At 68.6% G+C, this 24,217-nt stretch carries 25 protein-coding genes and 1 tRNA gene; 7 read left to right on the forward strand and 19 right to left on the reverse strand.

Annotation, left to right across the window (positions count from 1 at the left end; genetic code table 11):
- Positions 1-71 precede the first annotated feature (71 nt).
- A complete protein-coding gene (locus LW587_RS10910; protein ID WP_232629620.1) occupies positions 72-560 on the forward strand; it encodes an Lrp/AsnC family transcriptional regulator in 489 nt (162 codons plus the stop codon).
- Between the two features lie 187 nt (positions 561-747).
- Here LW587_RS10910 and LW587_RS10915 read toward each other — a convergent pair whose 3' ends face one another.
- Positions 748-1,230, reverse strand: a complete 483-nt coding sequence (locus tag LW587_RS10915; RefSeq protein ID WP_232629621.1) for a GNAT family N-acetyltransferase — start codon at positions 1,228-1,230, stop codon at positions 748-750.
- A gap of 815 nt (positions 1,231-2,045) precedes the next feature.
- Here LW587_RS10915 and LW587_RS10920 point away from each other — a divergent pair.
- Together LW587_RS10920 and LW587_RS10925 are read left to right on the forward strand one after the other, a co-directional pair.
- Positions 2,046-2,507 carry a hypothetical protein gene (locus LW587_RS10920; RefSeq protein WP_056462702.1) on the forward strand — a complete coding sequence of 154 codons (462 nt, stop codon included), beginning with the start codon at positions 2,046-2,048 and terminating at the stop codon, positions 2,505-2,507.
- Between the two features lie 2 nt (positions 2,508-2,509).
- Positions 2,510-3,745, forward strand: coding sequence for an HlyD family secretion protein (locus tag LW587_RS10925; protein ID WP_232629622.1), 1,236 nt, complete (start codon positions 2,510-2,512; stop codon positions 3,743-3,745).
- A gap of 189 nt (positions 3,746-3,934) precedes the next feature.
- On the opposite strand, the gene LW587_RS10930 is transcribed toward LW587_RS10925, so the two are convergent.
- Complete coding sequence (locus tag LW587_RS10930) at positions 3,935-5,047, reverse strand: aldo/keto reductase (protein ID WP_232629623.1); 1,113 nt, start codon at positions 5,045-5,047, stop codon at positions 3,935-3,937.
- A 95-nt stretch (positions 5,048-5,142) separates the two neighbouring features.
- Between LW587_RS10930 and LW587_RS10935 the strand changes: the two genes are divergently transcribed.
- Positions 5,143-6,045 carry a LysR family transcriptional regulator gene (locus LW587_RS10935; RefSeq protein WP_232629624.1) on the forward strand — a complete coding sequence of 301 codons (903 nt, stop codon included), beginning with the start codon at positions 5,143-5,145 and terminating at the stop codon, positions 6,043-6,045.
- 373 nt (positions 6,046-6,418) lie between these two features.
- Here the strand turns inward: LW587_RS10935 and LW587_RS10940 are convergent.
- Positions 6,419-6,494, reverse strand: a tRNA-Glu gene (locus tag LW587_RS10940).
- Positions 6,495-6,602: 108 nt separating this feature from the next.
- On the opposite strand from LW587_RS10940, the gene LW587_RS10945 reads away from it, so the two are divergent.
- The gene (locus LW587_RS10945; protein WP_232629625.1) at positions 6,603-7,595 is read left to right on the forward strand and encodes an RluA family pseudouridine synthase; all 993 of its coding nucleotides are present in this window, start codon (positions 6,603-6,605) and stop codon (positions 7,593-7,595) included.
- A gap of 221 nt (positions 7,596-7,816) precedes the next feature.
- Positions 7,817-8,707, forward strand: coding sequence for an RNA polymerase sigma factor RpoH (gene rpoH / locus LW587_RS10950; RefSeq protein WP_232629626.1), 891 nt, complete (start codon positions 7,817-7,819; stop codon positions 8,705-8,707).
- Between the two features lie 69 nt (positions 8,708-8,776).
- On the opposite strand, the gene LW587_RS10955 is transcribed toward rpoH, so the two are convergent.
- From LW587_RS10955 to LW587_RS10975, 5 genes are all read right to left on the reverse strand, one after another.
- On the reverse strand, positions 8,777-9,868 hold the full coding sequence (locus tag LW587_RS10955; protein ID WP_232629627.1) for a hypothetical protein: 1,092 nt from the start codon (positions 9,866-9,868) through the stop codon (positions 8,777-8,779).
- Positions 9,869-10,145: 277 nt separating this feature from the next.
- Entirely contained in the window at positions 10,146-11,549 is a 1,404-nt protein-coding gene (locus LW587_RS10960; RefSeq protein ID WP_232629628.1) for a histidine kinase, read from the reverse strand.
- Between the two features lie 52 nt (positions 11,550-11,601).
- Positions 11,602-12,894 carry an adenylosuccinate synthase gene (locus tag LW587_RS10965; RefSeq protein ID WP_232629629.1) on the reverse strand — a complete coding sequence of 431 codons (1,293 nt, stop codon included), beginning with the start codon at positions 12,892-12,894 and terminating at the stop codon, positions 11,602-11,604.
- Positions 12,895-13,086: 192 nt separating this feature from the next.
- Complete coding sequence (locus tag LW587_RS10970) at positions 13,087-13,386, reverse strand: hypothetical protein (RefSeq protein ID WP_232629630.1); 300 nt, start codon at positions 13,384-13,386, stop codon at positions 13,087-13,089.
- Positions 13,387-13,625: 239 nt separating this feature from the next.
- Positions 13,626-14,486: a D-amino-acid transaminase gene (locus tag LW587_RS10975; RefSeq protein ID WP_232629631.1), complete on the reverse strand. Its 861-nt coding sequence runs from the start codon at positions 14,484-14,486 to the stop codon at positions 13,626-13,628.
- Between the two features lie 329 nt (positions 14,487-14,815).
- Between LW587_RS10975 and LW587_RS10980 the strand changes: the two genes are divergently transcribed.
- Positions 14,816-15,412 (forward strand): hypothetical protein, encoded by a 597-nt coding sequence (locus tag LW587_RS10980; protein ID WP_232629632.1) that lies wholly within the window; start codon positions 14,816-14,818, stop codon positions 15,410-15,412.
- Positions 15,413-15,541: 129 nt separating this feature from the next.
- Here the strand turns inward: LW587_RS10980 and purB are convergent, their stop codons facing one another.
- The 11 genes from purB to rho form a co-directional block, all read right to left on the reverse strand.
- Positions 15,542-16,849 carry an adenylosuccinate lyase gene (purB, locus tag LW587_RS10985; RefSeq protein ID WP_232629633.1) on the reverse strand — a complete coding sequence of 436 codons (1,308 nt, stop codon included), beginning with the start codon at positions 16,847-16,849 and terminating at the stop codon, positions 15,542-15,544.
- Between the two features lie 172 nt (positions 16,850-17,021).
- Complete coding sequence (locus LW587_RS10990) at positions 17,022-17,303, reverse strand: CsbD family protein (RefSeq protein WP_442919118.1); 282 nt, start codon at positions 17,301-17,303, stop codon at positions 17,022-17,024.
- 64 nt (positions 17,304-17,367) lie between these two features.
- On the reverse strand, positions 17,368-17,796 hold the full coding sequence (locus LW587_RS10995; protein ID WP_232629634.1) for a PRC-barrel domain-containing protein: 429 nt from the start codon (positions 17,794-17,796) through the stop codon (positions 17,368-17,370).
- A gap of 100 nt (positions 17,797-17,896) precedes the next feature.
- Positions 17,897-18,382 (reverse strand): YidB family protein, encoded by a 486-nt coding sequence (locus LW587_RS11000; protein WP_232629635.1) that lies wholly within the window; start codon positions 18,380-18,382, stop codon positions 17,897-17,899.
- Positions 18,383-18,590: 208 nt separating this feature from the next.
- The gene (locus LW587_RS11005) at positions 18,591-18,974 is read right to left on the reverse strand and encodes a CsbD family protein (RefSeq protein ID WP_232629636.1); all 384 of its coding nucleotides are present in this window, start codon (positions 18,972-18,974) and stop codon (positions 18,591-18,593) included.
- An 81-nt stretch (positions 18,975-19,055) separates the two neighbouring features.
- A complete protein-coding gene (locus LW587_RS11010; protein ID WP_232629637.1) occupies positions 19,056-19,259 on the reverse strand; it encodes a CsbD family protein in 204 nt (67 codons plus the stop codon).
- A 117-nt stretch (positions 19,260-19,376) separates the two neighbouring features.
- Positions 19,377-20,288 (reverse strand): PhnA-like protein, encoded by a 912-nt coding sequence (locus LW587_RS11015; RefSeq protein WP_232629638.1) that lies wholly within the window; start codon positions 20,286-20,288, stop codon positions 19,377-19,379.
- 38 nt (positions 20,289-20,326) lie between these two features.
- Positions 20,327-20,656, reverse strand: a complete 330-nt coding sequence (locus LW587_RS11020) for a CsbD family protein (RefSeq protein WP_232629639.1) — start codon at positions 20,654-20,656, stop codon at positions 20,327-20,329.
- A gap of 63 nt (positions 20,657-20,719) precedes the next feature.
- The gene (locus tag LW587_RS11025) at positions 20,720-20,875 is read right to left on the reverse strand and encodes a CsbD family protein (protein ID WP_232629640.1); all 156 of its coding nucleotides are present in this window, start codon (positions 20,873-20,875) and stop codon (positions 20,720-20,722) included.
- Positions 20,876-20,973: 98 nt separating this feature from the next.
- The gene (locus LW587_RS11030) at positions 20,974-22,434 is read right to left on the reverse strand and encodes a helix-turn-helix transcriptional regulator (RefSeq protein ID WP_232629664.1); all 1,461 of its coding nucleotides are present in this window, start codon (positions 22,432-22,434) and stop codon (positions 20,974-20,976) included.
- A 249-nt stretch (positions 22,435-22,683) separates the two neighbouring features.
- Positions 22,684-24,027 (reverse strand): transcription termination factor Rho, encoded by a 1,344-nt coding sequence (gene rho, locus LW587_RS11035; RefSeq protein ID WP_232629641.1) that lies wholly within the window; start codon positions 24,025-24,027, stop codon positions 22,684-22,686.
- Positions 24,028-24,217 lie beyond the last annotated feature (190 nt).

Here is a 24,217-nt window from a genome sequence, read left to right on the forward strand (position 1 = left end):
GCGAATTGCCTTGACGGTTGCCGCCTATCTCCGCCAGCTTAGCCCCTGTTTCCGGCAAATAAACTATCGAAATGACGAAATCCGCCACACTCGACCGCTTTGACCGTGCTCTGCTTGCGGCCGTGCAGCAGGACAACCTGACCCCGGCTCGTGTGCTGGCGGAGCGTGTAGGGTTGTCGGAAAGCGCGGTTCTCCGGCGGCTGCGACGGATGCGGCAGGAGGGGGTTATCTTAGCGGATGTGTCAGTGGTCAGTCCCGAAGTGCTTGGGCTGCCCGTGACCCTGCATGTTCTGGTGTCCCTCGAGCGCGAAACATCGGCCAGTCTCGATGCCTTCGTAAAGACGTTACGCGCACGCAGCGAGGTCGTCGCCGCGTGGTATGTCACCGGGGACGCCGATTACCTCTTACAGCTCCGCTTGCCGAATATGGCGGCCTACGAAGATTTTAGTCGCACCGTTTTTCAGGATGAGCCGAACGTGCGCAGCTTCCGCACGATGGTCTCAATGCGCCAAGTCGTCGGTGAAAAGACTGTGCAGAACCTATTACTGCCCACCCTTTAGTATCCAGAAATCATGAGTTTCGACCGCCTCCCGGCCGGTGTGGTTTCAACCCCTTGCCTGTTGCGAACGCTCGGTTCGGTTTAGGTGTGGAGAGGAGAACCGGCGCTGTTAGTCCGATATGGGTCGCCTTTGACGAACCGGCCCTGACAGCCGCTTTCGACCCATGGCAGAATCTGGCGGCATGTTGTCAAAGCGCCTGGAACATCACCAATGCATCGACATCGCCGTGTGCGGGATGGTGGAAGGCGAGTGGCAACCGCCCGACGATCTCGAACCCAAGCTTTTGCCAGAGGCGCACCGCCCGCTCGTTCGTGCTCACCACGAAGTTGAACTGCATGCCTCGGTATTTGCGAGACCGGGCGTGAGCTAAGGCATGCTCGCCCATGCGTCCTGCAACGCCGCGCCCGGTGGCAGCGGCGCTTACCATGAAACCGCAGTTGCAGACGTGGCGACCACCGCCCGCTTGGTTCGGACGCATGTAGTAGGTCCCGAGGATGATCCCGTCCTCCTCGGCGACGAAGGTCTCCTTATCCGATCCCATCCAGTAGGTGAGCGCCTGCTCCTCGGTCATGTCCCGATCAAGCGTGTAGGTCTCGCCAGCGCGAATGACCGGCTCGATGATCGACCAGATACGTGGGGCGTCTTCGGACAGGGCAGCACGGATCAGCATGGCGACGCGCATAGCGGTAACCGCGAGGGTCGGAAAGCCATGAGGCTGTAGGTCTGCATCCTACCCTGAGAAGGCGTTCAATACGGCATCAACGAAGGTCCGCTCGCAGCGGCATAGCGGACCTTCGCGAGGTACTTCGTCAGCGACGGCAGGTGCGCCTCGGCTGTTCCAATAGTTCATAGGCTTCAGAGGATTGGACGTTCCAGATTGTCGAACCATCCATTTGGGATGGGCTAAGCCCCCCCACTGGACCGTTCCACATGGACAAGCCCTTTAGCAGCGCCGAAAGCGTACCGGCGCGCTGGTGCCGGCAATGGGGTGGGCACCGTAACATCTTCGCTTGAGATCATTGCAGTCGGCTTCGACAACTAGGCCGTTGGCATAAATAATCAAACATTTTTTCGGCAGCGTGTTACAGTGATGGCTGCCATGATTCGGCATAGTACATTTGACGTAACCAGCCGGCAACGCGCGGAGGGTCTGTCATGAAGTACGTCTTGGTCGCTTTCGGTCTCTTTGCAGGCCTGCTCGCATACGTCCCGACGGAGGCCAATGCCCTCGTCTGCGCTCGCGGCGTCTATCGAGGCGGCTGCGTCGGCCCTCGTGGCGCGGTTGCCGTCCGGCGCGGATATAACGGCCCGCGTGCGGTTGGGGTTGTGCGACGCGGATATTACGGACCGCGCGCAGTAGGGGTCGTTCGGCGCGGATACTACGGGCCGCGGGCGGTCCGTGTGCGACGCTGGTGACACCTACTGCCGCCTCTATGGGCCGGCCACACTTGTCCGAATGGCTTAGTCGTTTTTGCTGGGGGCCGCATGACTGCCTCGCTGAACCCCGCCGCACCTCATCACCTTCCAGCGTTCATCGCCGCTTCTGGGGAGACAGACGTCTTCTTGATGGCAGCGGCCGTGATCCTGGGGATCGCCGTACTTGCAATTGGGCTCTTGTTCCTGCGCCTGCATACGCTGCCGGAGCGGATTGCCCATAAGAGCCACAAGCTCCAGTTCGAGATTGTCGCCGTGCTCGGACTGCTGGCCCTCTTCACGCACATCCATCTCTTCTGGGTGATTGGCCTGCTGTTGGCGTTGATCGACATCCCCAACTTCGGGGGGACGCTCGGCCGGATCGCGGGATCGCTTGAACGGATGGCAGGCATCCCGCGTGGCGAGGCAGCGGGTGACACGCAAGGACAGACCCCTGCAGTGGTCGCGCTCCCTGAAGCGCAGCCACTGTCACGGCCTTTACCGAAGATCGTTCCAACTAGCACGGGGAGCTGACCATGCTTGAGCTTCTGCTCTGCTCCCTCCTGACGATCCTGCCGGACTATCTTTTCCGACGCTTCGGCCAGGGCAAACGATTTGGCAAGGAGATCACGCTTTACTCGGTGTGGTTCGAGCTTAGGTGGGGTATCGTTACATGCCTGATGCTTACGGTTGGGCTGATCACGATGATATTCTATTACCATCCTTCTACGAGCAGCGCGACGCTATACTACAGAACCGTACCAATCGTTCCCGAGATCAACGGACGTGTGGCTGAAGTCTACGTGCAAGGCGTCAGCGGCGAGGTCGAGCAGGGCAAGCCGATCTTCAGGCTGGACAGTTCGACACAGGAGGCCGCAGCGGAGTCGGCGCGGCGCAAGATCGCCGAGGTTGAGGCGGCGATGGTGGCGGCACGATCCGATATCGTGGCCTCCGAAGGAAAGGCCCAGGAGGCCCGGAGCGCCCTGCAGCAGGCCATCGACGAACTGGAGACGAAGCAGGAGCTGAACAGGCGTGGCGCTGGCATCGTCGCCGTTCGCGAGATCGAGCGGCTCCAGAACGTCGTGAAGGGCCGGCAGGGCTCCGTCGCGGCGGCAACCGCTGCCAAGCTGAGGGCCGAGGCACAGGTCAGCACGCTTCTCCCCGCCCAGAAAGCCAGCGCCCAGGCGGCGCTTGCGCAGGCTGAAGTAGAGATCGCCAAGACCACCATCCGGGCTGGCGTGAAGGGGCGGGTGGAGCAATTCACCCTGCGGCCCGGCGACATCGTCAACCCGTTCATGCGCTCGGCCGGCGTGCTGATCCCCGACGGTGCCGGACGCAAGGCAATCGCGGCAGGCTTCGGACAGATCGAGGCGCAAGTGATGAAGGTAGGCATGCTGGCGGAAGTCACCTGCATCTCGAAGCCCTGGACCGTCATCCCGATGGTGGTGACGAGCGTGCAGGACTTCATTGCCGCCGGCCAATTCCGAGGTGGCGAGCAACTCATCGACGCGCAGCAGGTTGTTCGACCGGGAACGATCCTGGTCTTCCTTGAGCCGCTCTACCGAGGTGGCCTGGAAGGCGTGACGCCGGGAAGCAGCTGCATCGCCAACGCCTATACGAGCAATCACGATCTCATCAAGTCGGGCGAGCTCAGCACCACCAAAAAATTGGCTCTTCACGCGGTCGATGCCGTCGGGATTGTGCATGCCATGATCCTGCGGCTCCAGGCGCTCGTCCTGCCGATCCAAACCCTCGTGTTCAGCGGACATTAGGGGCATGAGCCTGTTTCAGCGGAACGCTCCATAACGCTCAATCACCGAATGTCCGCTGTCAGAGGAGAAGTAGCCTCTTGCGATGGCTTGGTTGAATGCGCGCTTTCCACCCCATCCGGACCTTGAGCGGCTGCGCCTCGGATGTCCGGAAAGGAGTGGAACTCCCATTCCATCAGGAATGCCGGTGTGTCAGGACACCGGAGAGCCCCGCCATGCCTCGACTGTCTGCCCGCCGAAGATGATCGGCATCGGCAGGTCGAAGATGAAGTAGGGGTTAAGGCCCGGCGGTCGCCCCGCCGCATCCAGGCGGCTCTGCTGCTCGGGGGACAGCGTGACGTCGAGCGCGGCGATGTTCTGAACGAGTTGCTCCGGGCGGCTCGCGCCCACGAGGACCGAAGAGACCCCCGGTCGACGCGCGACCCAGGCGAGTGCCACCTGTGCCATTGGGCGGCCGGTCTCTTCCGCCACGGCCCGCAGCACGTCCACCACCGCGAAGTTGGCCTCCGTAAACAGCATGCTTCCGAATGGGTTGTCGCCGTTCAGCCGCCCGTCGCTGCCGCCGGCAGCCGCGTCGCCCGCGCGGTCCGGGAGCGACCGCGCTGAGCCGGCTTCGGCGAGCTTGTCGCGCCCGTACTTGCCCGTCAGCAGACCTGCCGCCAGGGGACTCCATGGCACTAGTCCCATGCCGAGCGCCCGGCCAGCGGGCAGCACGTCGAGTTCCACCCCACGGTCGACCAGCGAGTAGGCGTATTGCAGGCCGACCGGCTCCGGCAGGCCGTGGGAGCGAGCCAGGGTGGCGATCTGCGCCGCGTACCACGCCGGCGCGTTCGAGAAGCCGTAGTAGAGGATGTCGCCACGCGTCACGGCATCGGTCAGGGCGCGCAGCACCTCTTCGGGCGGCGTGGTCCGGTCCCAGACATGCGTCCAGTAGAGATCGATCCAGCCGGTCTTGAGGCGGCGCAGCGAGCCTTCCAACCCTGCGCGGATGTTGCGGGCACTGTTGCCACCGGCGAGGGGCGTTCCCTGCTCGCGGGAGAAGCCGGACTTCGTCGCGACAACGAGACGGTCGCGCAGCCCGCGTTCCGCGACCAAGTCGCCTAGCATCGTCTCGCTCGTGCCGCCCGAATAGACGTCCGCCGTATCGACGAAGTTGCCGCCCGCCTCGACGTAGCAGTCGAGGATCGAGCCCGCGGCCGCCGCGTCACAGCCCCACCGGCCTGCACCGAAGGTCATTGTGCCGAGGGCAAGCGGACTCACCGCCAAGCCCGAGCGTCCCAGGGTCCGATACTGCGTCAGGTCCATCGTCTCGCCTCGCTGTTGAAGGGCAAGAGGTAATCCGCGACCGGCACCGCAATTAGCGGCTATGGATCGCAAGGGGTTATGAGCTTGGCTCAGGAATGCGACGCGGCACACTCGACGATTTGGCGGCATTCGCGGCGGTGGCGCGCCATCGCAGCTTCACCCGGGCGGCGGCCGAGATGGGGCTCTCGGCCTCCGCTCTCAGCCACGCGATGCGGGCGCTAGAAGAGCGGTACGGCGTGCGGCTCCTCGCGCGCACCACGCGCAGCGTCGCACCGACCCCTGCCGGCGAGCGGCTGCTGCGCTCCGTCACCCCCGCCCTCGACGAAGTCGTCCGGGGCCTCGACGCGCTGGCCGACTGGCGGGGCGAGCCGTCGGGCAGCCTGCGTCTGACGACGTTCCCTTACGCCGCGCGGACTATCCTCGAACCGAGGCTGCCCCGCTTCCTTATCGACAACCCGGCGGTCTCGGTGGAGGTGAACGTCGATGACCGGCTGACCGACATCGTGGCGGCGGGGTTCGACGCCGGTATCCGGTTCGGTGAGACGGTCGAGCGGGACATGGTCGCAGTGCGCGTCGGGCCCGACCTGCGCACGGTGGTGGTTGCGACCCCGGATTACTTCGTGCGTCACCCACGACCGGACACGCCGGCAGACTTGGAGGCGCATCGCTGCGTGAACTACCGTTTGGTCGGCGGAGGTGGCCTTCTGCCGTGGGAGTTCGCCCGCGACGGCCGGGAGGTTCGGGTCCGCGCGAGCGGGCAGTTGATCGCGAACGACGGGAACCTAGCAGCGGCCGCCGTCAGGGGCGGGGCCGGGCTCGGCTACATGCTGGAGGACGAGGTCGCCGACGACATCGTGGCTGGCCGTCTCGTTCAGGTGCTTGATCCCTGGTGCCCGCCGTTCCCTGGCTGCCACCTCTACTACCCGGACCGGCAGGTCACCCCGGCAATGCGAAGCCTGATCGAGGCCCTTCGCTGGAGAGGCGGGGCGATCCGGTGAGGCCGCCCCGCGTATTCTGGCACTCAGACATACCTATTGATGTCGTGGCCGCCGCTTATAAATCCGCTTCCCACCCATTGCGGCCATTCACAGAAGCAACCTGATCGGGTTTTGACCCTAGTCCCCTACGTTTCCAGATGCAGGGTCGGCCCTAGGCTTCCGAGCGATCACGCGTTCGATATCGGCCGCGGGCTTGCGCCGCTGTTTGGCGGTCATCGCAATTCGACGCTGGGCTGACGGAAAGGATTATCGGGCTCGTCCGCCGCAACCGAAAGGCTCGTCAGCTCGCGCTAGCGGCCAACCGTGGTTTCCGTAAAATTTCCGTACAAGAGAATTTCTCGGCGCCTGCCGCAAGCTAAGTGCTTGATCCGGCTGGCGCTCCCAAGGGGAATCGAACCCCTGTTTTCGCCGTGAGAGGGCGACGTCCTAGACCGCTAGACGATGGGAGCTTCCGGGCCGGCGAGGGGTGCTATAGCGAGGCCTCCGCGGCCGGGCAAGCCGTTTCCGGCGACGCGGCGCGAAAAGTTCGGGGCGAGACATCCTGTGCGAGACATCCTGTGACGGACGAGACGACCATCCACAGCCTCGTGGTGGAGCCGGGGGCGGCGCCGGAGCGGCTCGACCGCGTTCTAGCGAGGGGCTTCGAGGATCTCTCCCGGGCCCGCCTGCAGGCGCTGGCGCGCGACGGCTTCGTGGTCTGCGACGGCGTCGCGATCCGCGATCCCTCGCGCAAGGTCGCCGGGGGGAGCCGGATCGAGGTGCGGGTGCCGGCTCCGAAGCCGGCCGAACCGCAGGGTGAGGCGCTGCCCCTCGCCGTCGTCCACGAAGACGACGACCTCATCGTCATCGACAAGCCCGCCGGGCTCGTCGTGCATCCGGCGGCGGGGCACGAGGACGGCACCCTGGTCAACCGGCTGATCGCCCATTGCGGGGCGAGCCTGTCGGGCATCGGCGGCGTGCGCCGGCCCGGCATCGTCCACCGCCTCGACAAGGACACGAGCGGGCTCCTCGTCGTCGCCAAGAACGACCTGGCCCATCAGGGCCTCTCGGCCCAGTTCGCCGATCACGGCCGCGGCGGAGCCCTGGAGCGGGCCTATCTCGCCCTGGTCTGGGGCGTGCCGGAGCCCCGGGCCGGCACCGTCACGGCCGCCTTGGCCCGCTCCCGCCACAACCGCGAGAAGATCGCCGTGGTCCGCGACGGCGAGGGGCGCCACGCCGTGACGCATTACCGGGTCGAGGGCGTGCCCGACGCCGCGGGGCTTACCGCATTGCTGCGCTGCCGCCTCGAGACCGGGCGGACCCATCAGATCCGGGTGCATCTCGCCCATCGCGGGCATCCGCTGCTGGGCGACCCCGTCTATGGCGGCGCCTTCAAGACCAAGGCGGCCCGCCTCGCCGAAGCCCCCCGCGCGGCGCTCGGCGCGCTCGGGCGGCAGGCCCTGCACGCCGTCGAACTTGGCTTCCTGCATCCGCGCACGAGCGAGCGCCTGCGCTTCGAGAGCCCGATGCCGGAGGATTTCGCCGGCTTGCTCGCCGCGCTGAAAGGGTGAGGGCGGGGCGTTCCGGACGCGTGCGTTTCAGCACCGCGACGGGTGCGCCCGCGTGACACGTTAAACCCGGACTCCGCTTCGCGCGTTGGACCCTGCGTGACAGCGTTGGTCGCTACCGGGCACGGCGGATTCCCCCTAAGATGGGGAGCGGCGTGGCCGGCTCAAGAGGAGCGGCCAGGCGTGGAGCCCGCCCGTCTGGGGGGCTGTTGAAGGAGGTGCACATGGCCGGCGCTCTGCCCGTGCTTGCCAACGAGGGAGGCCTTTCGCGCTACCTCGATGAGATCCGCAAGTTCCCGATGCTGGAGCCGACGGAGGAATTCACCCTCGCCAAGAGCTGGCGCGAGCACGGCGACCGCGAGGCGGCCCACCGTCTCGTCACCTCGCATCTGCGCCTCGTCGCGAAGATCGCCATGGGCTATCGCGGCTACGGCCTGCCGATCAGCGAAGTGGTGTCCGAGGGCAATGTCGGCCTGATGCAGGCGGTCAAGCGCTTCGATCCGGACAAGGGCTTCCGCCTCGCCACCTATGCGATGTGGTGGATCAAGGCGGCGATCCAGGAATACATCCTGCGCTCGTGGTCGCTCGTGAAGATGGGCACCACCGCCAACCAGAAGAAGCTGTTCTTCAACCTGCGCAAGGCCAAGGGCCGCATCTCGGCCCTCGACGAGGGCGACCTGCGGCCCGATCAGGTCAAGCAGATCGCCACCTCGCTCGGCGTGCCCGAGCAGGACGTGGTGGACATGAACCGCCGCCTCTCGGGCGATACCTCGCTCAACGCCCCCCTGCGCGAGGAGGGCGAGGGCGAATGGCAGGATTGGCTCGTGGACAACAGTCCGAGCCAGGAAACCGTGCTGGCCCGCGACGAAGAGGGGCGCAACCGTCTCTCGGCGCTCCGCGACGCGCTCGGGGTGCTGAACCCGCGGGAACGGCGCATCTTCGAGGCGCGGCGCCTCGCCGACGACCCGATCACCCTGGAGGATCTCTCCGGCGAGTTCGGCGTCTCGCGCGAGCGTGTCCGACAGATCGAGGTGCGGGCCTTCGAGAAGGTGCAGGAGGCGGTCAAGCGCAACCTCGCCACCCGCGAACTGCCCCGGGCCGAAGCCCGGGTCTGATCCCGGCTGTCGTCTCGGCCCATCGTCCCGGCTTTCTGTCCGGGACGATGCGGGGCCGTTGCGACCTTCTCAGGTCGGCGGGGTCAGGCGCCCGAAAGCCGCCGGGTTGTGCAGGGCGGCCGTCAGGATCTGTGGCAGGTCGCCGACGGGGCGCGCCAGCGGCGGCAAGAAAGGCGGCAGCGGCGCGGCCGCCTGAGCCGAGCGCGGCCGCTCCAGCACCCGCTTGAGCGTCTCCGTCACCCGGATGCCGATCCCGAGGCCGGGCCAGGCGAAATCCGGATTGGTGCTGTGCCACGCGAACGGCACCACATGCTCCGTTCCCAGAACCGGGCGGGAATTGAGGGCGCCGAAGCCGTCGAACTGTCCCATCACGTCGATGACGTCGGCGAAGGGCAACGGCATCCCGATCTTGGCGCTGACCGTGACGATGCGCGTCGCCTCCGCCCGTTCTTGCGCCCGGGCCGCATCATCCGAGACGAGGGCGTAGAGCGCCTCCGACAGAACGAGGTTGCCCTTCGAGTGGCCGATCAGCAGACCGGCCGCGAAGGTGGGCGCCTTGAGCAGGGCGAGGACGGTCTGCGTGTCCCGGCTGGTCCGCGCCCAGGTCAGGCGGCTGCCCCGCTCGAGATCCGCCGCGAGGGCCCGGGAGGCGACGTCGAGATTCTCGAACAGGTGCCGCAGGCTGTTGAGCGCCCCGAAGAAGAAGAAGCCGCCCAGGGCCTCGGTCAGCACGTCGGCGAGGCCGTAGCCCGAGACGACGGCCGCCACGGGCTGGCCCAGGGCATCCGCCACGTTGCGGGCGAAGGCCGCGGCGCCCACCGACGAGCTGCCCACGCCGGCCACCGCCAGCGCGCCGACCGCGGTCCCGTCCCGGAGGAAGTCCTCGACGCTGCCGAAGTGCCGCAACGGTCCGGACCCGCTCGGCGGGACGAGGAGGATGTCGCCCTCGCGGACCGAGGCTTCGGCCAGCGCCTCGGCCTCGTCCGGGGTGACCCGGGCGATGTCGTAGAACACCGCGTCGAGGGCGGTGTTGCGGCTGTGGAAGGCCTCGAGCGCGAGGGTGCGCAGCGGATTCTTGATGAGCTTGGCCGGCAGAACCTTGACGCGTTCGGCCTGAACGGTCCCGAGGCTCGCCAGGGTTTGTGCGACGGGCGGAATCATCGTCCGGTTCTCCATGGTGCGCCGCAGCATGGCACGTCCCTGCAACCGGGAGAAAGCCGCCTCGATTTCAAATTGTAACGAATGTCGTGCCGCCGGGCGGGCCGCGTCCCGGGGAGGCGGCTCGTGCCCGAGGCACCGGCATTGGGGTCGGCGGTCCTCGGCCGATGGTCTGGACCGCATGAACCGTCTGACCGGCGGGGAGCATCGGCCCGACGGAGGGACGCAGGCTCGCGATCAAGGTTGAGGCGTCACGGGATCCGAACCTTCGACCGGGCCTCTAATCCCGCCACTGGTCGAAGGCCGCCTGCATGGCGTTCGCGCCGGCATTGCCCTTCTCGAAGGTGAGAATCGCCCGCGTGCCGCTCGTGTAGGAGATCGGCAGATCGAACCAGTTCCGGTGCAGCATCAGGTCGGTGTTGCGATCGACATCGCTCTTCAGCGACGACAGGCCGATCAGGAACAGGTTTTCGCGGACGCGAACCGGCAGGCCCGAGACGGGCGCGCCGCGGCTCGATTCCTCCTCCTTGGGCTGGAGCAGGCCGATATTCTGGACGGCGCGCTTGGCGCCGGGACCGTAATTGGTGAAGGCCAGCTCGATCGTGTGGGAGGCGGGCAGGGTCGTGTCCCGGTTCCGGCGCATGGTCATCGTCAAGGTGAGCCCGGCCTCCGGGTATTCGATGGTGGTGCGCAGGGCGTTCTGCAGGGGTTCGCCCTGCTGGCCGTTCACGGCTTCCAGCCGCCAGACGGCATGGCCGGTCACGGACGCCGGCGGGGAGCGCGGATCGGCGGTGTTCTCTTCGTAGAGCACGGCCCGCTGCGAGACCGTCACCTCCGGCTGCGTCGGCTGAGCCGGTGCCACGGTCCTCGGGCGTGCCTCGGACTCGCTGCGCTCGCCGCCGACCCGATCCGCGAACTTGGCGTCGGGCGCCTCGGGCGGGTTCTCCTGCGAGGTCGCCGCCGAGCGCTGAAGGTCGCCGGGTTGATCGCGCAGGAAGAAGGCCGCGACCGCGATCAGCGCGATCACGGCGGCGAGGACGCCCCCGACGAACAGGTTGCGCAGGAAGCGCGAGCGCTCCGCGGGCGGGGCCACTACGTCGATGCGGGGCCGCTGGCGGCCGTTGGCGGCCTCGCCGAGGGTCGCGTCCTCCCCCTCGGCGGGGGGCGGCGTGGGGGGGAGGGCGCCCGGTTCCTCGGGACGCGCGTCGCCCTCCGGCGATTCCCGGCCGTCCTCGGGTCGCGGGCGCCGGGGCGGCGGCACGAAGGGCTCCGCATCGACCGGCGGTCCGGGCTCGGGCAGCATGTCATCCGGCAGCGAGGCCGGCGGCATGAACGGCTCGGGCGTGGGCGCCGCGGGCGGCGGCGCGGGGGGAGGCGGCGCAGGGGGGGGCGGGGCGACGGGGGGCTCGGGCTTGGCGATCGAGACCGCCGGGGTCGGCGGCTTCGCGGCCTCGGGTTCCGCGGCGGCCGGGGGTTCGCCGTACTCGGTCTCGAGGCGCTGGATCGCCTTATCGAGGGCCTTGCGCTCCAGCTCGATATCCGCTTCCGGAACCGGTGGGTCGAGGGAGCGCAGCTGCGCGATCAGGGCGCTGCGCGCCCGATCGTAGACCGCCTTGCGCAAGGCCGGCGTGCGGTCCGGCAGGGCGCCGAGCGCGCGCGCCAGCAACGGATAGTAGTCGGCCATCGTGCCCGATCCGCCTGTCCTGTCCGCCGGCTCTATCGGTCCATCCTGACGCTCAATCCTCGAAGGGGTTGTGCATCAGGATGGTGTCGTCGCGCTCGGGCGAGGTCGAGAGCAGCGCCACCGGTGCGCCGATCAGTTCCTCGATCCGACGGACATACTTGATCGCCTGGGCCGGCAGGTCTGCCCAGGAGCGGGCGCCTGCCGTGGTCCCCGACCAGCCGGGAATCGTCTCGTAGACCGGCACGGCGCGCTGCTGGGCGGCCTGGCTCGCCGGAAGATGGTCGAAGCGCTGCCCGTCGATGTCGTAGGCGGTGCAGACCCGGATCTCCTCGAAGCCGTCGAGCACGTCGAGCTTGGTCAGGGCGATGCCGTCGATGCCGGAGGTCTGCACGGTCTGGCGCACGAGGCAGGCGTCGAACCAGCCGCAGCGGCGCTTGCGTCCCGTCACCGTGCCGAATTCGTGGCCGCGCTCGCCGATGCGCTGGCCGATCGCGTCGTGCAGTTCGGTCGGGAACGGGCCCTCGCCGACGCGGGTGGTGTAGGCCTTGGCGATGCCGAGCACGTAGCCGATGGCGCGCGGGCCGAGCCCCGAGCCGGTCGCGGCCTGTCCCGCCACGGTGTTGGACGAGGTCACGAACGGGTAGGTGCCGTGATCGACGTCGAGCAGCGCGCCCTGCGCGCCCTCGAACAGGATGCGCTTGCCGCCCCGGCGCGCCTCGTCGAGCAGGTGCCAGACGGTGTCCTGATAGGGCAGCACCCGGTGGGCGATCGCGGTCAGTTCGTCGAGCACCGCCTGTTCGGAGATCTCGGCCAGGCCGAAGCCGCGGCGCAGGGCGTTGTGGTGGGCGAGCAGCCGCTCGATCTTCGGCGGCAGGGTCTCGGGCTCGGCGAGGTCCATCACCCGGATGGCCCGGCGGCCGACCTTGTCCTCGTAGGCCGGTCCGATGCCGCGCTTGGTCGTGCCGATCTTGGTGCCCGGCGCCCCGTCCTCGCGCAGGGCGTCGAGCTCGCGGTGGAGCGAGAGGATCAGCGTGGCATTGTCGGCCACCCGGAGGTTCGCGCGGGAGATCGCGACGCCCTGGCCGGCGAGCCGGTCGATCTCGGAGGCCAGCGCGTAGGGATCGAGCACGACGCCGTTGCCGATGATGCCGAGCGTGCCCTCGCGGACCACGCCCGAGGGCAGCAGCGACAGCTTGTAGACGGCGTTGCCGACCACCAGTGTATGGCCAGCGTTGTGGCCGCCCTGGAAGCGCACCACGATGTCGGCCTGCTCCGAGAGCCAGTCGACGATCTTGCCCTTGCCCTCGTCACCCCACTGGGCGCCTACGACGACGACGTTCGCCATGCGGTCTGACCTGTCTCGCAAACGCGGGCGCGGGCGCCAAGCGGTTGCGCCACGCGCGAAAACCCCGGCATTGCGCCGGGGATCGAGCATACGGGGCCTCTTCGGCGATCAGGACAGGTCCGTCAAGCGAAGCGGCCGTACCCGCTGGGGACGGTCCGCCGCGCGGGCCGCATGGCGTGCGGCCCGCTCGCCCTACCGGGCGTTGCTCGGCGGCGGAATCACCGGCGTCGAGTTCGGGCTCGGGTCCGGCGGGATCGTCTTGATCTCGGGGTCGACATCCGAGGGCGGCTTGATGACGCCGTCCGACTTCTGGAGCTTGTCGCTCAGGGTGCTGCCGGTGGTACCGCCCTCCGGCCGCACCTTCTCCGGTACCCGGTCGTTGGGGGCCGGCAGCTTGAGGTCGCTGTCCTGGCCGCGCTGGGGCACGGAGGGATCCTGAGCGAACGCCACCGTGCCGGCGGAGGCCGTCAGCAGCGCAGCGGCCACAAGCATGGTCTTTCCAAACGTCATCATATCCTCGGTCGGTCCTTCCCCAACCAACGGGCGCCAGCGGCTTCGCGTTCCTGTCAGGCCGCGGGTCGAGCTCCGATGCGCCTCGCTCTCGTAGGAAGTGAGGGGGCCTCACGACCGTTCGTCTCCCGCCCACGGCCCTATCTCGGCTGGATTCAGCGGCCGCCCAAAGCCGGGCCCTGGGTGGAACAGGCCTCATGGGCCTCTCGCATCGGGTGCCGCTACCGGGCCCGAGCCCCCTCGGCGAAGGCGAAGTAGAGCTCGCGCAGGCGCCGCGCCACCGGACCGGGCCGGCCGTCGCCGAGGATCGTCCCGTCGATCTCCACCACCGGCATCACGAAGGCCGAGGCCGAGGTGTAGAAGGCTTCCGCCGCCTCGGGCAGTTCGTGGGCCCCGATGGTCCGCTCCTCGAACGTGATCCCGGTCTCCTCGGCCAGCGCCAGCACGGCGGCGCGGGTGATGCCGGGCAGGAGCGCGTGCGAGAGCGGGCGCGTCACCAGCGCGCCGGCCTTCGTCACGATGAAGACCGATGAGGACGAGCCCTCCGTCACCACGCCGTCCTCGATCATGAAGGCTTCCGCCGCGCCGGCCTCCGCCGCCTGCTGCTTGGCGATGACCTGCGCGAGCAGGGCGACCGATTTGATGTCCCGCCGCTTCCAGCGCAGGTCCGGCACGGTGATCGCCCTGGCGCCGGTCTCGGCCAGCGGGTTGGCGAGGATGCTCTTCGCCTGGGTGAACATCACCACGGTCGGCGCGACATCGCCTTTCGGGAAGGAGAAATCGCGCTCGGCCACGCCCCGCGTCACCTGGATGTAGACGAGCCCCTCGGTCAGACCGTTGCGCTCCGCCAACTCCGTCTCCAGCCGCTCCCACGCCTCGGCCGTGTGGGGATTGGGGATGCCGATCTCGGCGAGCGAGCGGTCGAGACGGGCGAGATGGGCCGCGTTGTCGACGAGCCGCCCGTGCAGCACCGCCGCGACCTCGTAGATCCCGTCGGCGAACAGGAAGCCGCGGTCCATCACCGGCACGCGGGCCTCGTCGAGGGGGAGAAAACGGCCGTTCAGGTAGGCGGTGCGGGACATGGGATCGGGACGCTGGTTCCGGCGTGGGGGTCGGCTGTCACCCCTGCGACAAGCAGGTTTCGTGCGCAAGCATGTCCACGCCCGGGCAAGTCTGCGGTGCCGGTCTCCGATGCCGTGGCCGGAGAGGGCCCGGGCGGGGCGGGCGCCTTCAGGACCAACACCCGGACTCGTGTCGGACGCGCGCGCCCCGAACCGGCACGGTCCCACTCGGGTCGATCCCGTTCATGTGGGATTTCTTTCAGTCAGTGTGCTTTGCGTATTGCGACTCGCTCTTGACTGATCCAATCTTGTGCAGATTGAGCTTGTCGGTATGGAGAGATTGCGCTGCGATGGAACATGATTTGAATTTGTATAAAGAGTATAGAGATTACATCAAGCATGAAGATACGTTGATCAACCAGAGGCTCGCCTGGGCCCTGACGGTGCAGGGGTTTCTTTTTGCGGCCTATGCGTTGGTCCTGAACAAGATGATCGAGATCGAACGATGCACGGAAACCGGTGGCCGGATACCGATCCTGGCCCCGTTGCACAACCAAGCCGGCCTCTTCCTCGTCCTTCTCTGCGTCATCGGCGTGACGATCTGTGTCTGTGCCTACGGCTCGATCCGGGCGGCGGAGAGCGCCGTCAGCGCCGTGAAGGCGACGTTCGAGCGGATGCGGCCGGCCTCCGCGGAGGGGGACCGCTTCTTCTACTGTTTCGATCACCCGTCGCCCGCGCGGCTTCCGCGGCTGACAGGGGGCGGCACCTTGTTCGGGGAGGTGAGGGGGCGGCGGCTCGCCTCCGCCATCCCTGCGGTGCTCGGATTGGTCTGGACACTTTCACTCGGCGCAACCGGTTACGCCGTCCTCAAGCCCATGGCATGTGAGGCCGGCGAGGCGCCGCCTTCGCCGGCGAGCGCTCCCTCCTACCCCAAGCCGAGGGGCTGAGCGCCGCGAACCCGCGTCCGCAGCCCGGTCTCACGGCGCGGCCTGCGACCGGGCTCCGAGGCAGCCTCGGTCTGCCCCACGAGCAGCGCTGCGCCCGACCGGCACGGCGCCAGGCACAAGGTCCGGCGCTCAGGCGGCGCCGAACACCCGCGAAAAAATCGTGTCGACGTGCTTGAGGTGGTAGCCGAGATCGAAGCATTCCTCGATCTGCTGCGGTTTCAGGACGGCGGTCACTTCGGGATCGGCCTTCAGCAAGGTCAAGAAGTCGCCCTCGCCGCGCCAGACCGGCATCGCGTTGCGCTGGACCAGCCGGTAGGAATCCTCCCGCGAGACGCCGCCCTGGGTCAACGCCAGCAGCACCCGCTGCGAGTGGACGAGGCCGCCGAGCCGGTCGAGATTCTTCTGCATCTGCTCGGGGTAGATCAGCAGCTTGTCGATGACGCCGGTGAGCCGGGCCAGGGCGAAGTCGAGGGTCACGGTGGCGTCGGGGCCGATCATCCGCTCGACCGAGGAATGCGAGATGTCCCGCTCGTGCCAGAGCGCGACATTCTCGAGCGACGGGGTGACGTAGCCGCGCACCATCCGGGCGAGACCGGTGATGTTCTCGGTGAGCACCGGGTTGCGCTTGTGCGGCATCGCCGAGGAGCCCTTCTGCCCCTCCGAGAAGAATTCCTCCGCTTCCAGGACCTCCGTGCGCTGGAGATGGCGCACCTCCGTGGCGAGGCGCTCCATCGAGCTGGCGATCACGCCGAGGGTCGCGAAAAACATGGCGTGGCGGTCGCGCGGGATCACCTGGGTCGAGACCGGCTCCGGCTGGAGGCCCATCTGTTCGGCGACGTATTCCTCCACCCGCGGGTCGATATTGGCGAAGGTGCCGACCGCCCCCGAGATGGCGCAGGTCGCGACTTCCTTGCGCGCCGCGACCAGCCGCTCCCGGGCGCGGGAGAATTCCGCATAGGCCTGGGCGAGCTTGAGGCCGAAGGTGACGGGCTCGGCGTGGATGCCGTGCGAGCGGCCGATGGTCGGGGTCAGCTTGTGCTCGAAGGCGCGCCGCTTGAGCGCGGCGAGCAGGGCGTCGAGATCCTTGAGGAGGATGTCGGCGGCCTGGGTCAGCTGCACGTTGAGGCAGGTGTCCAGCACGTCCGACGAGGTCATGCCCTGGTGGACGAAGCGCGCTTCCGGGCCGACGATCTCGGCCAGATGCGTCAGGAAGGCGATGACGTCGTGCTTCGTCACCGCCTCGATCGCGTCGATGCGGGCGACGTCGAACACGGCGTCGCGGCCCTTTTCCCAGACCTTGTCGGCGGCCTCCTTCGGCACGACGCCGATCTGGGCCAGCGCCGTGGTGGCGTGCGCCTCGATCTCGAACCAGATCCGGAAGCGGCTCTCCGGCGACCAGATCGCGGTCATCTCAGGGCGGGAGTAGCGGGGGATCATCGGCGGGCCGGCTCCAGTGGGACGGACCGAGCCATATACGGAAGCCGGGCGCCGCGCGCTACGGTGCGGGCGGCATGTCCGGCCCCCGCGCCGAACGCCGTCCAGCGGCAGGGGCACGCAGGAAGTGCATGAGCGCGGATACGGGCCCCGGCGGTCGGGGCCCGTATCCGGACTACTTGTCGAGGGCGTTCTCGACGGTGTCCTTGGCCCGGCCGCGATCATGCTGCGCCTCGCCCTTCAGCTTCTGGGCGCGGCCCTCCGCCTTCAGGGACTCGTCCTCGGTCAGGTTGCCGACGCCGCGCTTGGCGCTGCCGACCGCCTCGTTGGTGAGGCCCTTGAGCCGGTCGACCGCGCCCGCCGTCGTCGGGGTGTCGTCGGCCAGCGCCGGAGCTGCGGCCACGAGGGTGAGGCCGAGGAGGGCGCCGCGAAGCGCCGTCATGCGGGAGCGGTCCATTGTCATCCTCCTGTGGAGATTGGGATGGTGAGGGAGCGGGGCGCGGCGGGGCGAGCCCGCCCGCTCACTTCTTCGGCTCGGAGCCGAGATACACGTATTCCGGCGCGGCCCGCAGCTGGTCCTTATCGGTCTCGATGACCGCGTCGAGGCCGCCGCCGTCCTTGCGGGCGAGCGTCAGGGTCTCGGGCGCGACGGCGACGTATTTCGCGTTGAGGCCGAGGAAGCCGCCGACGCTGACGACGTAGGATTTCACCGACCGCTTCTCGTCGAACACCACGTCGGCGACCGAGCCGATGGACTCGTTGGCGCCGTTGCGGATGCTCAGCCCGATCAGCTTCGAAGCGACCACGTCCTCCGGCGCCTGGGCGACGAATTTCGCCCGCAGGTCGTCGTTCAGCGTCGCCGGCGCGGCGGCAATGGGCGCAGGCTCCTGGGCCAGGGCCGGCGCGCTTGCCAGAAGCAGGGCGGCGCAGAACAGCGGGCGAAGCATCATGGGGTCGGGATCCTCGTTCGGAATGGCGTGGCGGGAAGGGGGCAGCACGGGAAGGGGCAGTAAGGCGTGCGGGCCGGACGGTGCGCCCGGCCCGAGACGATCAGGCCGGCAGGCGGCCGTCCGGGGTGTAGCGGTCGATGGCCGAGGGCAGGTCGCGGGAGAGCCGGGCGAGCAGCTCCGAGCGGCTCAGGCCCGTCTGCTGCGCGAGATGATCGAGCGTCTCGGGGCCGATGACGCGCTCCAGATCGGCCGCCGGGAGATCACGGTTGGCGCCGGATCCGACCCAGGACTGGGCCGCCTCGCCGTGGCCGCCCTTGGTGAAATGCTCCACGAGTTCGCTCAGCCCGCTGGCGATCAGGCCGCCGACACCGGCCGCGCCGACACCGCCGAGCAGGTTCGACAGGTTGCCGAGCCCGCCCGAACCCGCGGTGCCGGAGGCCGTGTTCGGCACCGGCGGGACCGGCGAATGGCCGACCTGCGGGGCGTCATGCCCCTTCAGGAACTCCGCGATCTTGTCCCGGTTCTGGTAGCCGGCGACCGCCAGCAGGCCCAGCAGGGCGGTCATCGAGGGATAACCCTTGCTCATGGCGTGGTCCTCTTCGTTGGATGGGGGCGGGCGGCGCGACGGATCGGGGCGTCCGATCCTGCCGTGCGAGAGCGGGGGGTCAGTAACGGCGGGGCGGTGGGGCCGCGGTCCGGCCGGTGAGGCGGCGGCTGACGAAGGCGATCAGGCGCGGCAGCACCAACGCGGTGAGAAGCTTGCGGATCATTCGGGTCTCCCGAGTTGAAGGGCGTCAGCGTGACGGCCGGGCGAGCCAGCCGAGAGCGAAGGCCGCCGCGACGACACCGAGCAGCGTCGAGGTGCGGTTGGCGTCGGCGTAGCGGACGGCGCGTCGGCCGACGTCGCGGCCCCGGCGCCGGGCCTCGTCGGCGAGGTCGCGCCCGTCCTCGAGCCAGTCGTCGGCGCGCTCGCGGGCGGCATGGGCGAGGTGGCGCCCGTCGCGGGCGAGATCCTCGGCGCGGTCGCGGGCACGGCCGTAGGCGTATTGCGCACCGCCGGCCACCTGGTTCGCGGCGCCGCGCAGCTGACGGCCCGGGTCGCCGGTGATGCCGCCGAGGGCGGTCTCGGCGCGGCCCTTGAGGTGACGGGACGCGCCACGGAACTGGTCGCGGTTCATGCGCTACTCCTTGGTTGTGCGGGGAATCCAGTTGGGTGTTCGAGGGATCCGGGACCGCGGGGCGCGGTCCCGGACAACGGTTCAGTGCTTGCCGGTGACCTTGTCGGCGAGGGACTTGGCGCCGTCCTTGACGTCGCCGACGGTCTTCTGCGCCTCGCCCTTCAGCTCCTGCGCCTTGCCCTCGGCCACGAGCTTGTCGTTGCCGGTCGCGTTGCCGACCGCCTGCTTGACGTTGCCGGCGGCTTCGTTCGCCAGGCCCTTGATCTTGTCGGTGGTGCTGCTCATCGGGTGTCTCCTGTTGCGAGGTTGAGAGAGGCCGGTCGGCGCCTGTGCCGGCCGGAGCGGCGTCCGCGCGGACGCGCGGGCGCCTTGGGTGACCCGGGGCCGGAGCCCCGGGGGCAATCAGACGCGGCGGGCGTCGTAGGCGCCGAGGAGCGTCGCCGGCTTCGGGGCGCCGAGGCGGCCGCCGAGGAAGGCGGCGAGCGCCCCGAGGAGCAGTGCGAGCGCGGCGTAGAGGGCGCCCTGGGTGGCGGCCGACTTCGCGGCGACGGCCGTGGCCTCCGCCTTCTGCTTGGCCGTCGCGACGGCCTGCTCGTACTGCTTCTGGTAGTCCTTCAGCTGCTGGCGGGCCTGATCGGCCGGGATGCCCTGCGCCTTGGCCAGCGCGTCGGCGGCCCGGTCCTCGGCCTGCTGGTTCTGGGACGCATCCCCCGACAGCAGGGCCCGCACCGCGGCGACCGCGGCGTCACGGGCGGCCTGCGGGTCCTGGCCCGCCGACTGCTCACGGACCTTCTGCTCGATCCCGTCGAGCGGGTTCGAGATCTTGGACAGCGAGGGCGCCGCCGCCTGGGCGGCGGTCTGGACCGTGCCGCCGACGAGGTTGCCCGCGCCGCCGAGGGCGCCCGAGACCGTGTTGAGGGTCCCGCCGATGAGGCCGCTGGCGGCGGAGGTCAGGAGGTAGAGCACGATCAGGGTGGTCACCGCCCAGGAGACCAGACCGTGCAGGCCGGCGACGCCCGGAAGCGGCTTGCCCGACAGACGGCCCGCGACGGCACCGCCGATCAGCGAGGCGAGAATGCCCGAGGCGACGAACCACACGCCCGCGCCGATCGAGAGCGTGGAGGCGTCCGGGTTGTCGGAGGCGTTGACCCCGACGCTGGCAAGCCCCGCGCCGACGCCGACGAGGTTGATGACGACCTGGGCCACGAGGGCGGTGACGGCGCCGGCGAAGATGGCGCCCCAGGATACCTCGTTGAGGAGAACCGCCCGGGTGTCGCCCGCGGCGATGGGGGAAATGCTGGAAGTCGAGGTCACTCTGATACTCCGATGATCAAGGCGGGGAAGGACGGGGGTCAGAGCTTGCTGACGAGGAGGCCGAGGCCGAAGCCGACGAGACCGGCGACGACGAGCGAGGTGTGCGGCCACTCGGTGGAACGCTCGTGGCCCTCGCGCAGGGTGCGGCGGCCCTGCTCGTAGGCATCCTCGGCGTAGTCGTAGGCCTCGTCCGCGGCGTGGCGGACGGCGTCCTTGGCCTGGCCGTAGAGGTTCTCGGCGGTGCCCTGGGCTTCGCGGAAACGGCCCTCGACCGAATCGCTCTTCGAGCCGGTGAGGTCGCCGACCGCGCTCTGTACCCGGCCGCCGATGTCCTTGGCGGCCCCGGTGATCCTGTCCGTATCGACCATGTCGTTCTCCTGAGACGTGTCGGTTTGGGGAGCGGCGCTCTTGGATGGCGCCGGTTGGGTTCGTCAGTCGCTGCGCGGCGTCGCCTTGGGCGGCGGCTCCTGGCGCTTCTGGCGCTTGCCCTCGGCTTCGATCCGGGCGTCGCCCGTCAGCTTGCCGATGGCTTCCTTCACCGAGCCCTTGAGGTGTTCGGTGGAAGCGGGTTTCGCTCGTTCGGTCACGGGCACCTCGCGATGGCTGCAGGACAACCCTGAACGCCTCTCGAGATGTGGGTGACCGCGCAGCGATCAATGATACGGAAGTACTGGTAGAGCATGATTTAGCTACCAGATGCCTGGATGGGGAAACCGTTCTCGCGACCCCAGATCACCGCTTCCGCGCGTTTGTGGACGCCGAGCTTGCGGTAGAGCGCGGCGCCGTGATTGCGCACGGTGTTGCGCGACAGGCCGAGCTTCCGCGCGATGGCGTCGTCGTCGAGGCCGGCACAGATCAGGTTCAGGATCTGGCGCTCGCGCACGGTGAGGCTCGGGCTCGTCCCCTCCTCGCCGCGATCGCCGGGCTGGCGCAGGTTGGCCAGCTTCTCGATCAGGCCGCGGCTGAACCACGAAGTGTCCGCCATCACCGCCTCGACGGCCTGGAACAGCTCCCGCTCGCTGCGCTTGCGCTCGGTGATGTCCTGGAGGACGAGCAGGACGAAGGTCTCCTCGCCGATCTCGACCCGCTCGGCGGAGACGAGGCAATCCATCTCGGACCCGTCCTCGTGCCGCAGGCAGACTTCCTGCCCGGGCACGAAGCCGCTGCGCCTCACCGCCTCCTCGAAGCGCTCGCGGGCCGTCTCCACGACCCACAACCCGGTCTCGGCGGGCGAGCGCCCGACCACCCGGTCCTCGCCATGGCCGAAGACGCGGGTGAACGCCTCGTTGATGCCCGTGATCGTGAAACCGTCGAGCCGCGCCAGCAGGGTCGGCACCGGGGTCAGCCGGAACGCCTTGGCGAAGCGCTCCTCGCTCTGCCGGAGGGCCGTCTCGGCCTTTCGGCGCAGGTCGAGATCGGCGAAGGTGAACAGCATGCAGGGCTCGTCGCCCATCTCGATGGGCTGGCCCGCCACGATGACGAAGCGGGTGCCGCCGCCGGGCAGATCGAGGCAGGCCTCCATCTGCGGAATGGTGCCGCCCTCGTTCAGGCGGGAGATCGCGAGATCACGGTTGCGGGCGCCCGCCAGCACGTCGACCTCGTAGACGCTGCGCCCGATCACGCCGTCGCGGATATGCCCGGTCATCTCCAGGAAGCCGGTATTGACCTTGACGTGGCGCAGGTCCGACAGCCGCGTGATCACGGCGGGGGCCGGGTTGGCGTTGAAGGTCTTCTCGAAGCGCTCCTCGGCCTCGAACTGGTCGGACACGTCCTTGATGATCAGGGCGAGGCAGCTCGGCCGGCCCTCCCGGTCGGTGGCGACGAGGCTGCGCAGCGAGTGGACGAACTCGGCCTCGGGCTGGTCGGACCGCCGGACCTCGACGATCACGTCGTGGAAGCGCTCGCCGGCGACCACCCGCTCGATGGGGTAGGGCTCCGGAGCCCGGTTGTTGCGGTAACGCAGGGCGAACCGTCCGCGGTAGGCGTCGACCGTCGCCCCGAGTTCGGCGAGGCTCTCGACGCCGTGCATGGAGAGCGCCGCCTCGTTGGCGTAGGCGATCGTCTGGTCGGGCTCCACGAGGATCACGCCCTCGCTCAGCCCGGCGATGATCTGCCTCAACTCATGTCGGTCGACATCCGCCGTCACCGTCCGGGACACCTTTCATGCTCGCGCTGCGTCGCGGCATGAACGGATTGCGCACAAACGAGTTCCGGCCCCGCTCCGAGAAAAGTTGGTAGCCGAGCATCATTCACGTGATCTTGAGCGACCGGTGCGACCGCCGGTGCGCGCCCGCCCCTGGCCGGCGCAGAGCACAAAAAAGCCCGGCGTCGCTGTCGCGCGCCGGGCTGTCCCGTGCCGTGCTCGACGCCCCGCCGCGGCGGGGCGCGTCGGCGATCAGGTGTTCATCGAGTCGAAGAAGTCGCTGTTGCTCTTGGTCTGGCGCAGCTTGTCCATGAGGAACTCGATCGCGTCGGTGACGCCCATCGGGTTGAGGATCCGGCGCAGGACGTAGGTCTTCTTGAGGGCGTCCGGCGGCACCAGCAGCTCTTCCTTGCGGGTCCCGGAGCGGGTGATGTCGATGGCCGGGAAGATGCGCTTGTCCGAGACCTTGCGGTCGAGAATGATCTCGGAATTGCCCGTGCCCTTGAACTCCTCGAAGATCACCTCGTCCATGCGCGAGCCGGTATCGATGAGCGCGGTGGCGATGATCGAGAGCGAGCCGCCCTCCTCGATGTTGCGGGCCGCGCCGAAGAAGCGCTTGGGCCGCTGCAGGGCGTTGGCGTCGACACCGCCGGTCAGCACCTTGCCGGAGGACGGCACCACCGTGTTGTAGGCGCGTCCCAGGCGGGTGATCGAGTCGAGCAGGATCACCACGTCGCGGCCGTGTTCCACCAGCCGCTTGGCCTTCTCGATCACCATCTCGGCGACCTGCACGTGCCGGGTGGCGGGCTCGTCGAAGGTGGAGGCGATGACCTCGCCCTTCACCGAGCGGATCATGTCGGTCACTTCCTCCGGCCGCTCGTCGATGAGCAGCACGATGAGGTAGCATTCGGGGTGGTTCAGCGTGATCGACTGCGCGATGTTCTGCATCAGGACGGTCTTGCCGGTGCGCGGCGGCGCGACGATCAGCGCGCGCTGGCCCTTCCCGATCGGCGAGACGATGTCGATGATGCGCGGGCTGAAATCCTTCTTGGTCGGGTTGTCCAGTTCGAGCTTGAACCGCTTCGTCGGGAAGAGCGGCGTCAGATTGTCGAAATGGACCTTGTGCTTGATCTTCTCCGGATTCTCGAAGTTGATCGTGTTGACCTTGAGCAGCGCGAAGTAGCGCTCGCCGTCCTTGGGACCGCGGATCGGGCCCTCGACGGTGTCGCCGGTGCGCAGGCCGAAGCGGCGGATCTGCGTCGGCGAGATGTAGATGTCGTCCGGGCCCGGCAGGTAGTTCGAGTCGTGCGAGCGCAGGAAGCCGAACCCGTCCTGGAGCACCTCGACCGTGCCGGCGCCGATGATCTCGGTCTCGTTGGCCGCGAGCTGCTTCAGGATCGCGAACATCAGCTCCTGCTTGCGCATGGTCGAGGCGTTCTCGACCTCGACCTCCTCGGCGAAGGCCGTGAGCTCGGTCGGCGACTTGGACTTGAGGTCCTGGAGGCGCACCTCGCGCCGGGCGGCGACATCGGCGGGCGCCAGGGCATCCTCGGCCGAGGCTTCGACGGGGGCGAGGGCGTCGTTCTGTGACGTCATGTGGGGGGGTGCAACCAACGAAGGGCGGGGAGGGGGGCGGCCGGTCGGGGAGCGGAGACGGGCGTCGGGGAGACACCCCGGGTCCGGTCACGGCTGCGGGCGCAGCGGTCCGGCCCGCGCATCGGATCCTCTCGGCCTCAGCGGCTCGAAGGATGCGACACGGCATGCAAACGGAGGGTAGATGTCAATA

Source organism: Methylobacterium sp. Leaf118, from assembly GCF_920984675.1.
Lineage (GTDB): Bacteria > Pseudomonadota > Alphaproteobacteria > Rhizobiales > Beijerinckiaceae > Methylobacterium.

What these genes read in the sequence shown, in the direction of transcription:
- LW587_RS10990 (WP_442919118.1), bottom strand. Translation starts at nt 17,303, where the DNA reads ATGGACCGCTCCCGCATGACGGCGCTTCGCGGCGCCCTCCTCGGCCTC.
- LW587_RS10935 (WP_232629624.1), top strand. Translation starts at nt 5,143, where the DNA reads ATGCGACGCGGCACACTCGACGATTTGGCGGCATTCGCGGCGGTGGCG.
- LW587_RS10965 (WP_232629629.1), bottom strand. Translation starts at nt 12,894, where the DNA reads ATGGCGAACGTCGTCGTCGTAGGCGCCCAGTGGGGTGACGAGGGCAAG.
- LW587_RS10930 (WP_232629623.1), bottom strand. Translation starts at nt 5,047, where the DNA reads ATGGACCTGACGCAGTATCGGACCCTGGGACGCTCGGGCTTGGCGGTG.
- LW587_RS10955 (WP_232629627.1), bottom strand. Translation starts at nt 9,868, where the DNA reads ATGATTCCGCCCGTCGCACAAACCCTGGCGAGCCTCGGGACCGTTCAG.
- LW587_RS10975 (WP_232629631.1), bottom strand. Translation starts at nt 14,486, where the DNA reads ATGTCCCGCACCGCCTACCTGAACGGCCGTTTTCTCCCCCTCGACGAG.
- LW587_RS11010 (WP_232629637.1), bottom strand. Translation starts at nt 19,259, where the DNA reads ATGAGCAGCACCACCGACAAGATCAAGGGCCTGGCGAACGAAGCCGCC.
- rho (WP_232629641.1), bottom strand. Translation starts at nt 24,027, where the DNA reads ATGACGTCACAGAACGACGCCCTCGCCCCCGTCGAAGCCTCGGCCGAG.
- LW587_RS10960 (WP_232629628.1), bottom strand. Translation starts at nt 11,549, where the DNA reads ATGGCCGACTACTATCCGTTGCTGGCGCGCGCGCTCGGCGCCCTGCCG.
- LW587_RS10925 (WP_232629622.1), top strand. Translation starts at nt 2,510, where the DNA reads ATGCTTGAGCTTCTGCTCTGCTCCCTCCTGACGATCCTGCCGGACTAT.
- LW587_RS10910 (WP_232629620.1), top strand. Translation starts at nt 72, where the DNA reads ATGACGAAATCCGCCACACTCGACCGCTTTGACCGTGCTCTGCTTGCG.
- LW587_RS10980 (WP_232629632.1), top strand. Translation starts at nt 14,816, where the DNA reads ATGGAACATGATTTGAATTTGTATAAAGAGTATAGAGATTACATCAAG.
- LW587_RS11005 (WP_232629636.1), bottom strand. Translation starts at nt 18,974, where the DNA reads ATGAACCGCGACCAGTTCCGTGGCGCGTCCCGTCACCTCAAGGGCCGC.
- LW587_RS10915 (WP_232629621.1), bottom strand. Translation starts at nt 1,230, where the DNA reads ATGCTGATCCGTGCTGCCCTGTCCGAAGACGCCCCACGTATCTGGTCG.
- LW587_RS11000 (WP_232629635.1), bottom strand. Translation starts at nt 18,382, where the DNA reads ATGAGCAAGGGTTATCCCTCGATGACCGCCCTGCTGGGCCTGCTGGCG.
- LW587_RS11020 (WP_232629639.1), bottom strand. Translation starts at nt 20,656, where the DNA reads ATGGTCGATACGGACAGGATCACCGGGGCCGCCAAGGACATCGGCGGC.
- rpoH (WP_232629626.1), top strand. Translation starts at nt 7,817, where the DNA reads ATGGCCGGCGCTCTGCCCGTGCTTGCCAACGAGGGAGGCCTTTCGCGC.
- LW587_RS10970 (WP_232629630.1), bottom strand. Translation starts at nt 13,386, where the DNA reads ATGCTTGTGGCCGCTGCGCTGCTGACGGCCTCCGCCGGCACGGTGGCG.
- purB (WP_232629633.1), bottom strand. Translation starts at nt 16,849, where the DNA reads ATGATCCCCCGCTACTCCCGCCCTGAGATGACCGCGATCTGGTCGCCG.
- LW587_RS10920 (WP_056462702.1), top strand. Translation starts at nt 2,046, where the DNA reads ATGACTGCCTCGCTGAACCCCGCCGCACCTCATCACCTTCCAGCGTTC.
- LW587_RS10995 (WP_232629634.1), bottom strand. Translation starts at nt 17,796, where the DNA reads ATGATGCTTCGCCCGCTGTTCTGCGCCGCCCTGCTTCTGGCAAGCGCG.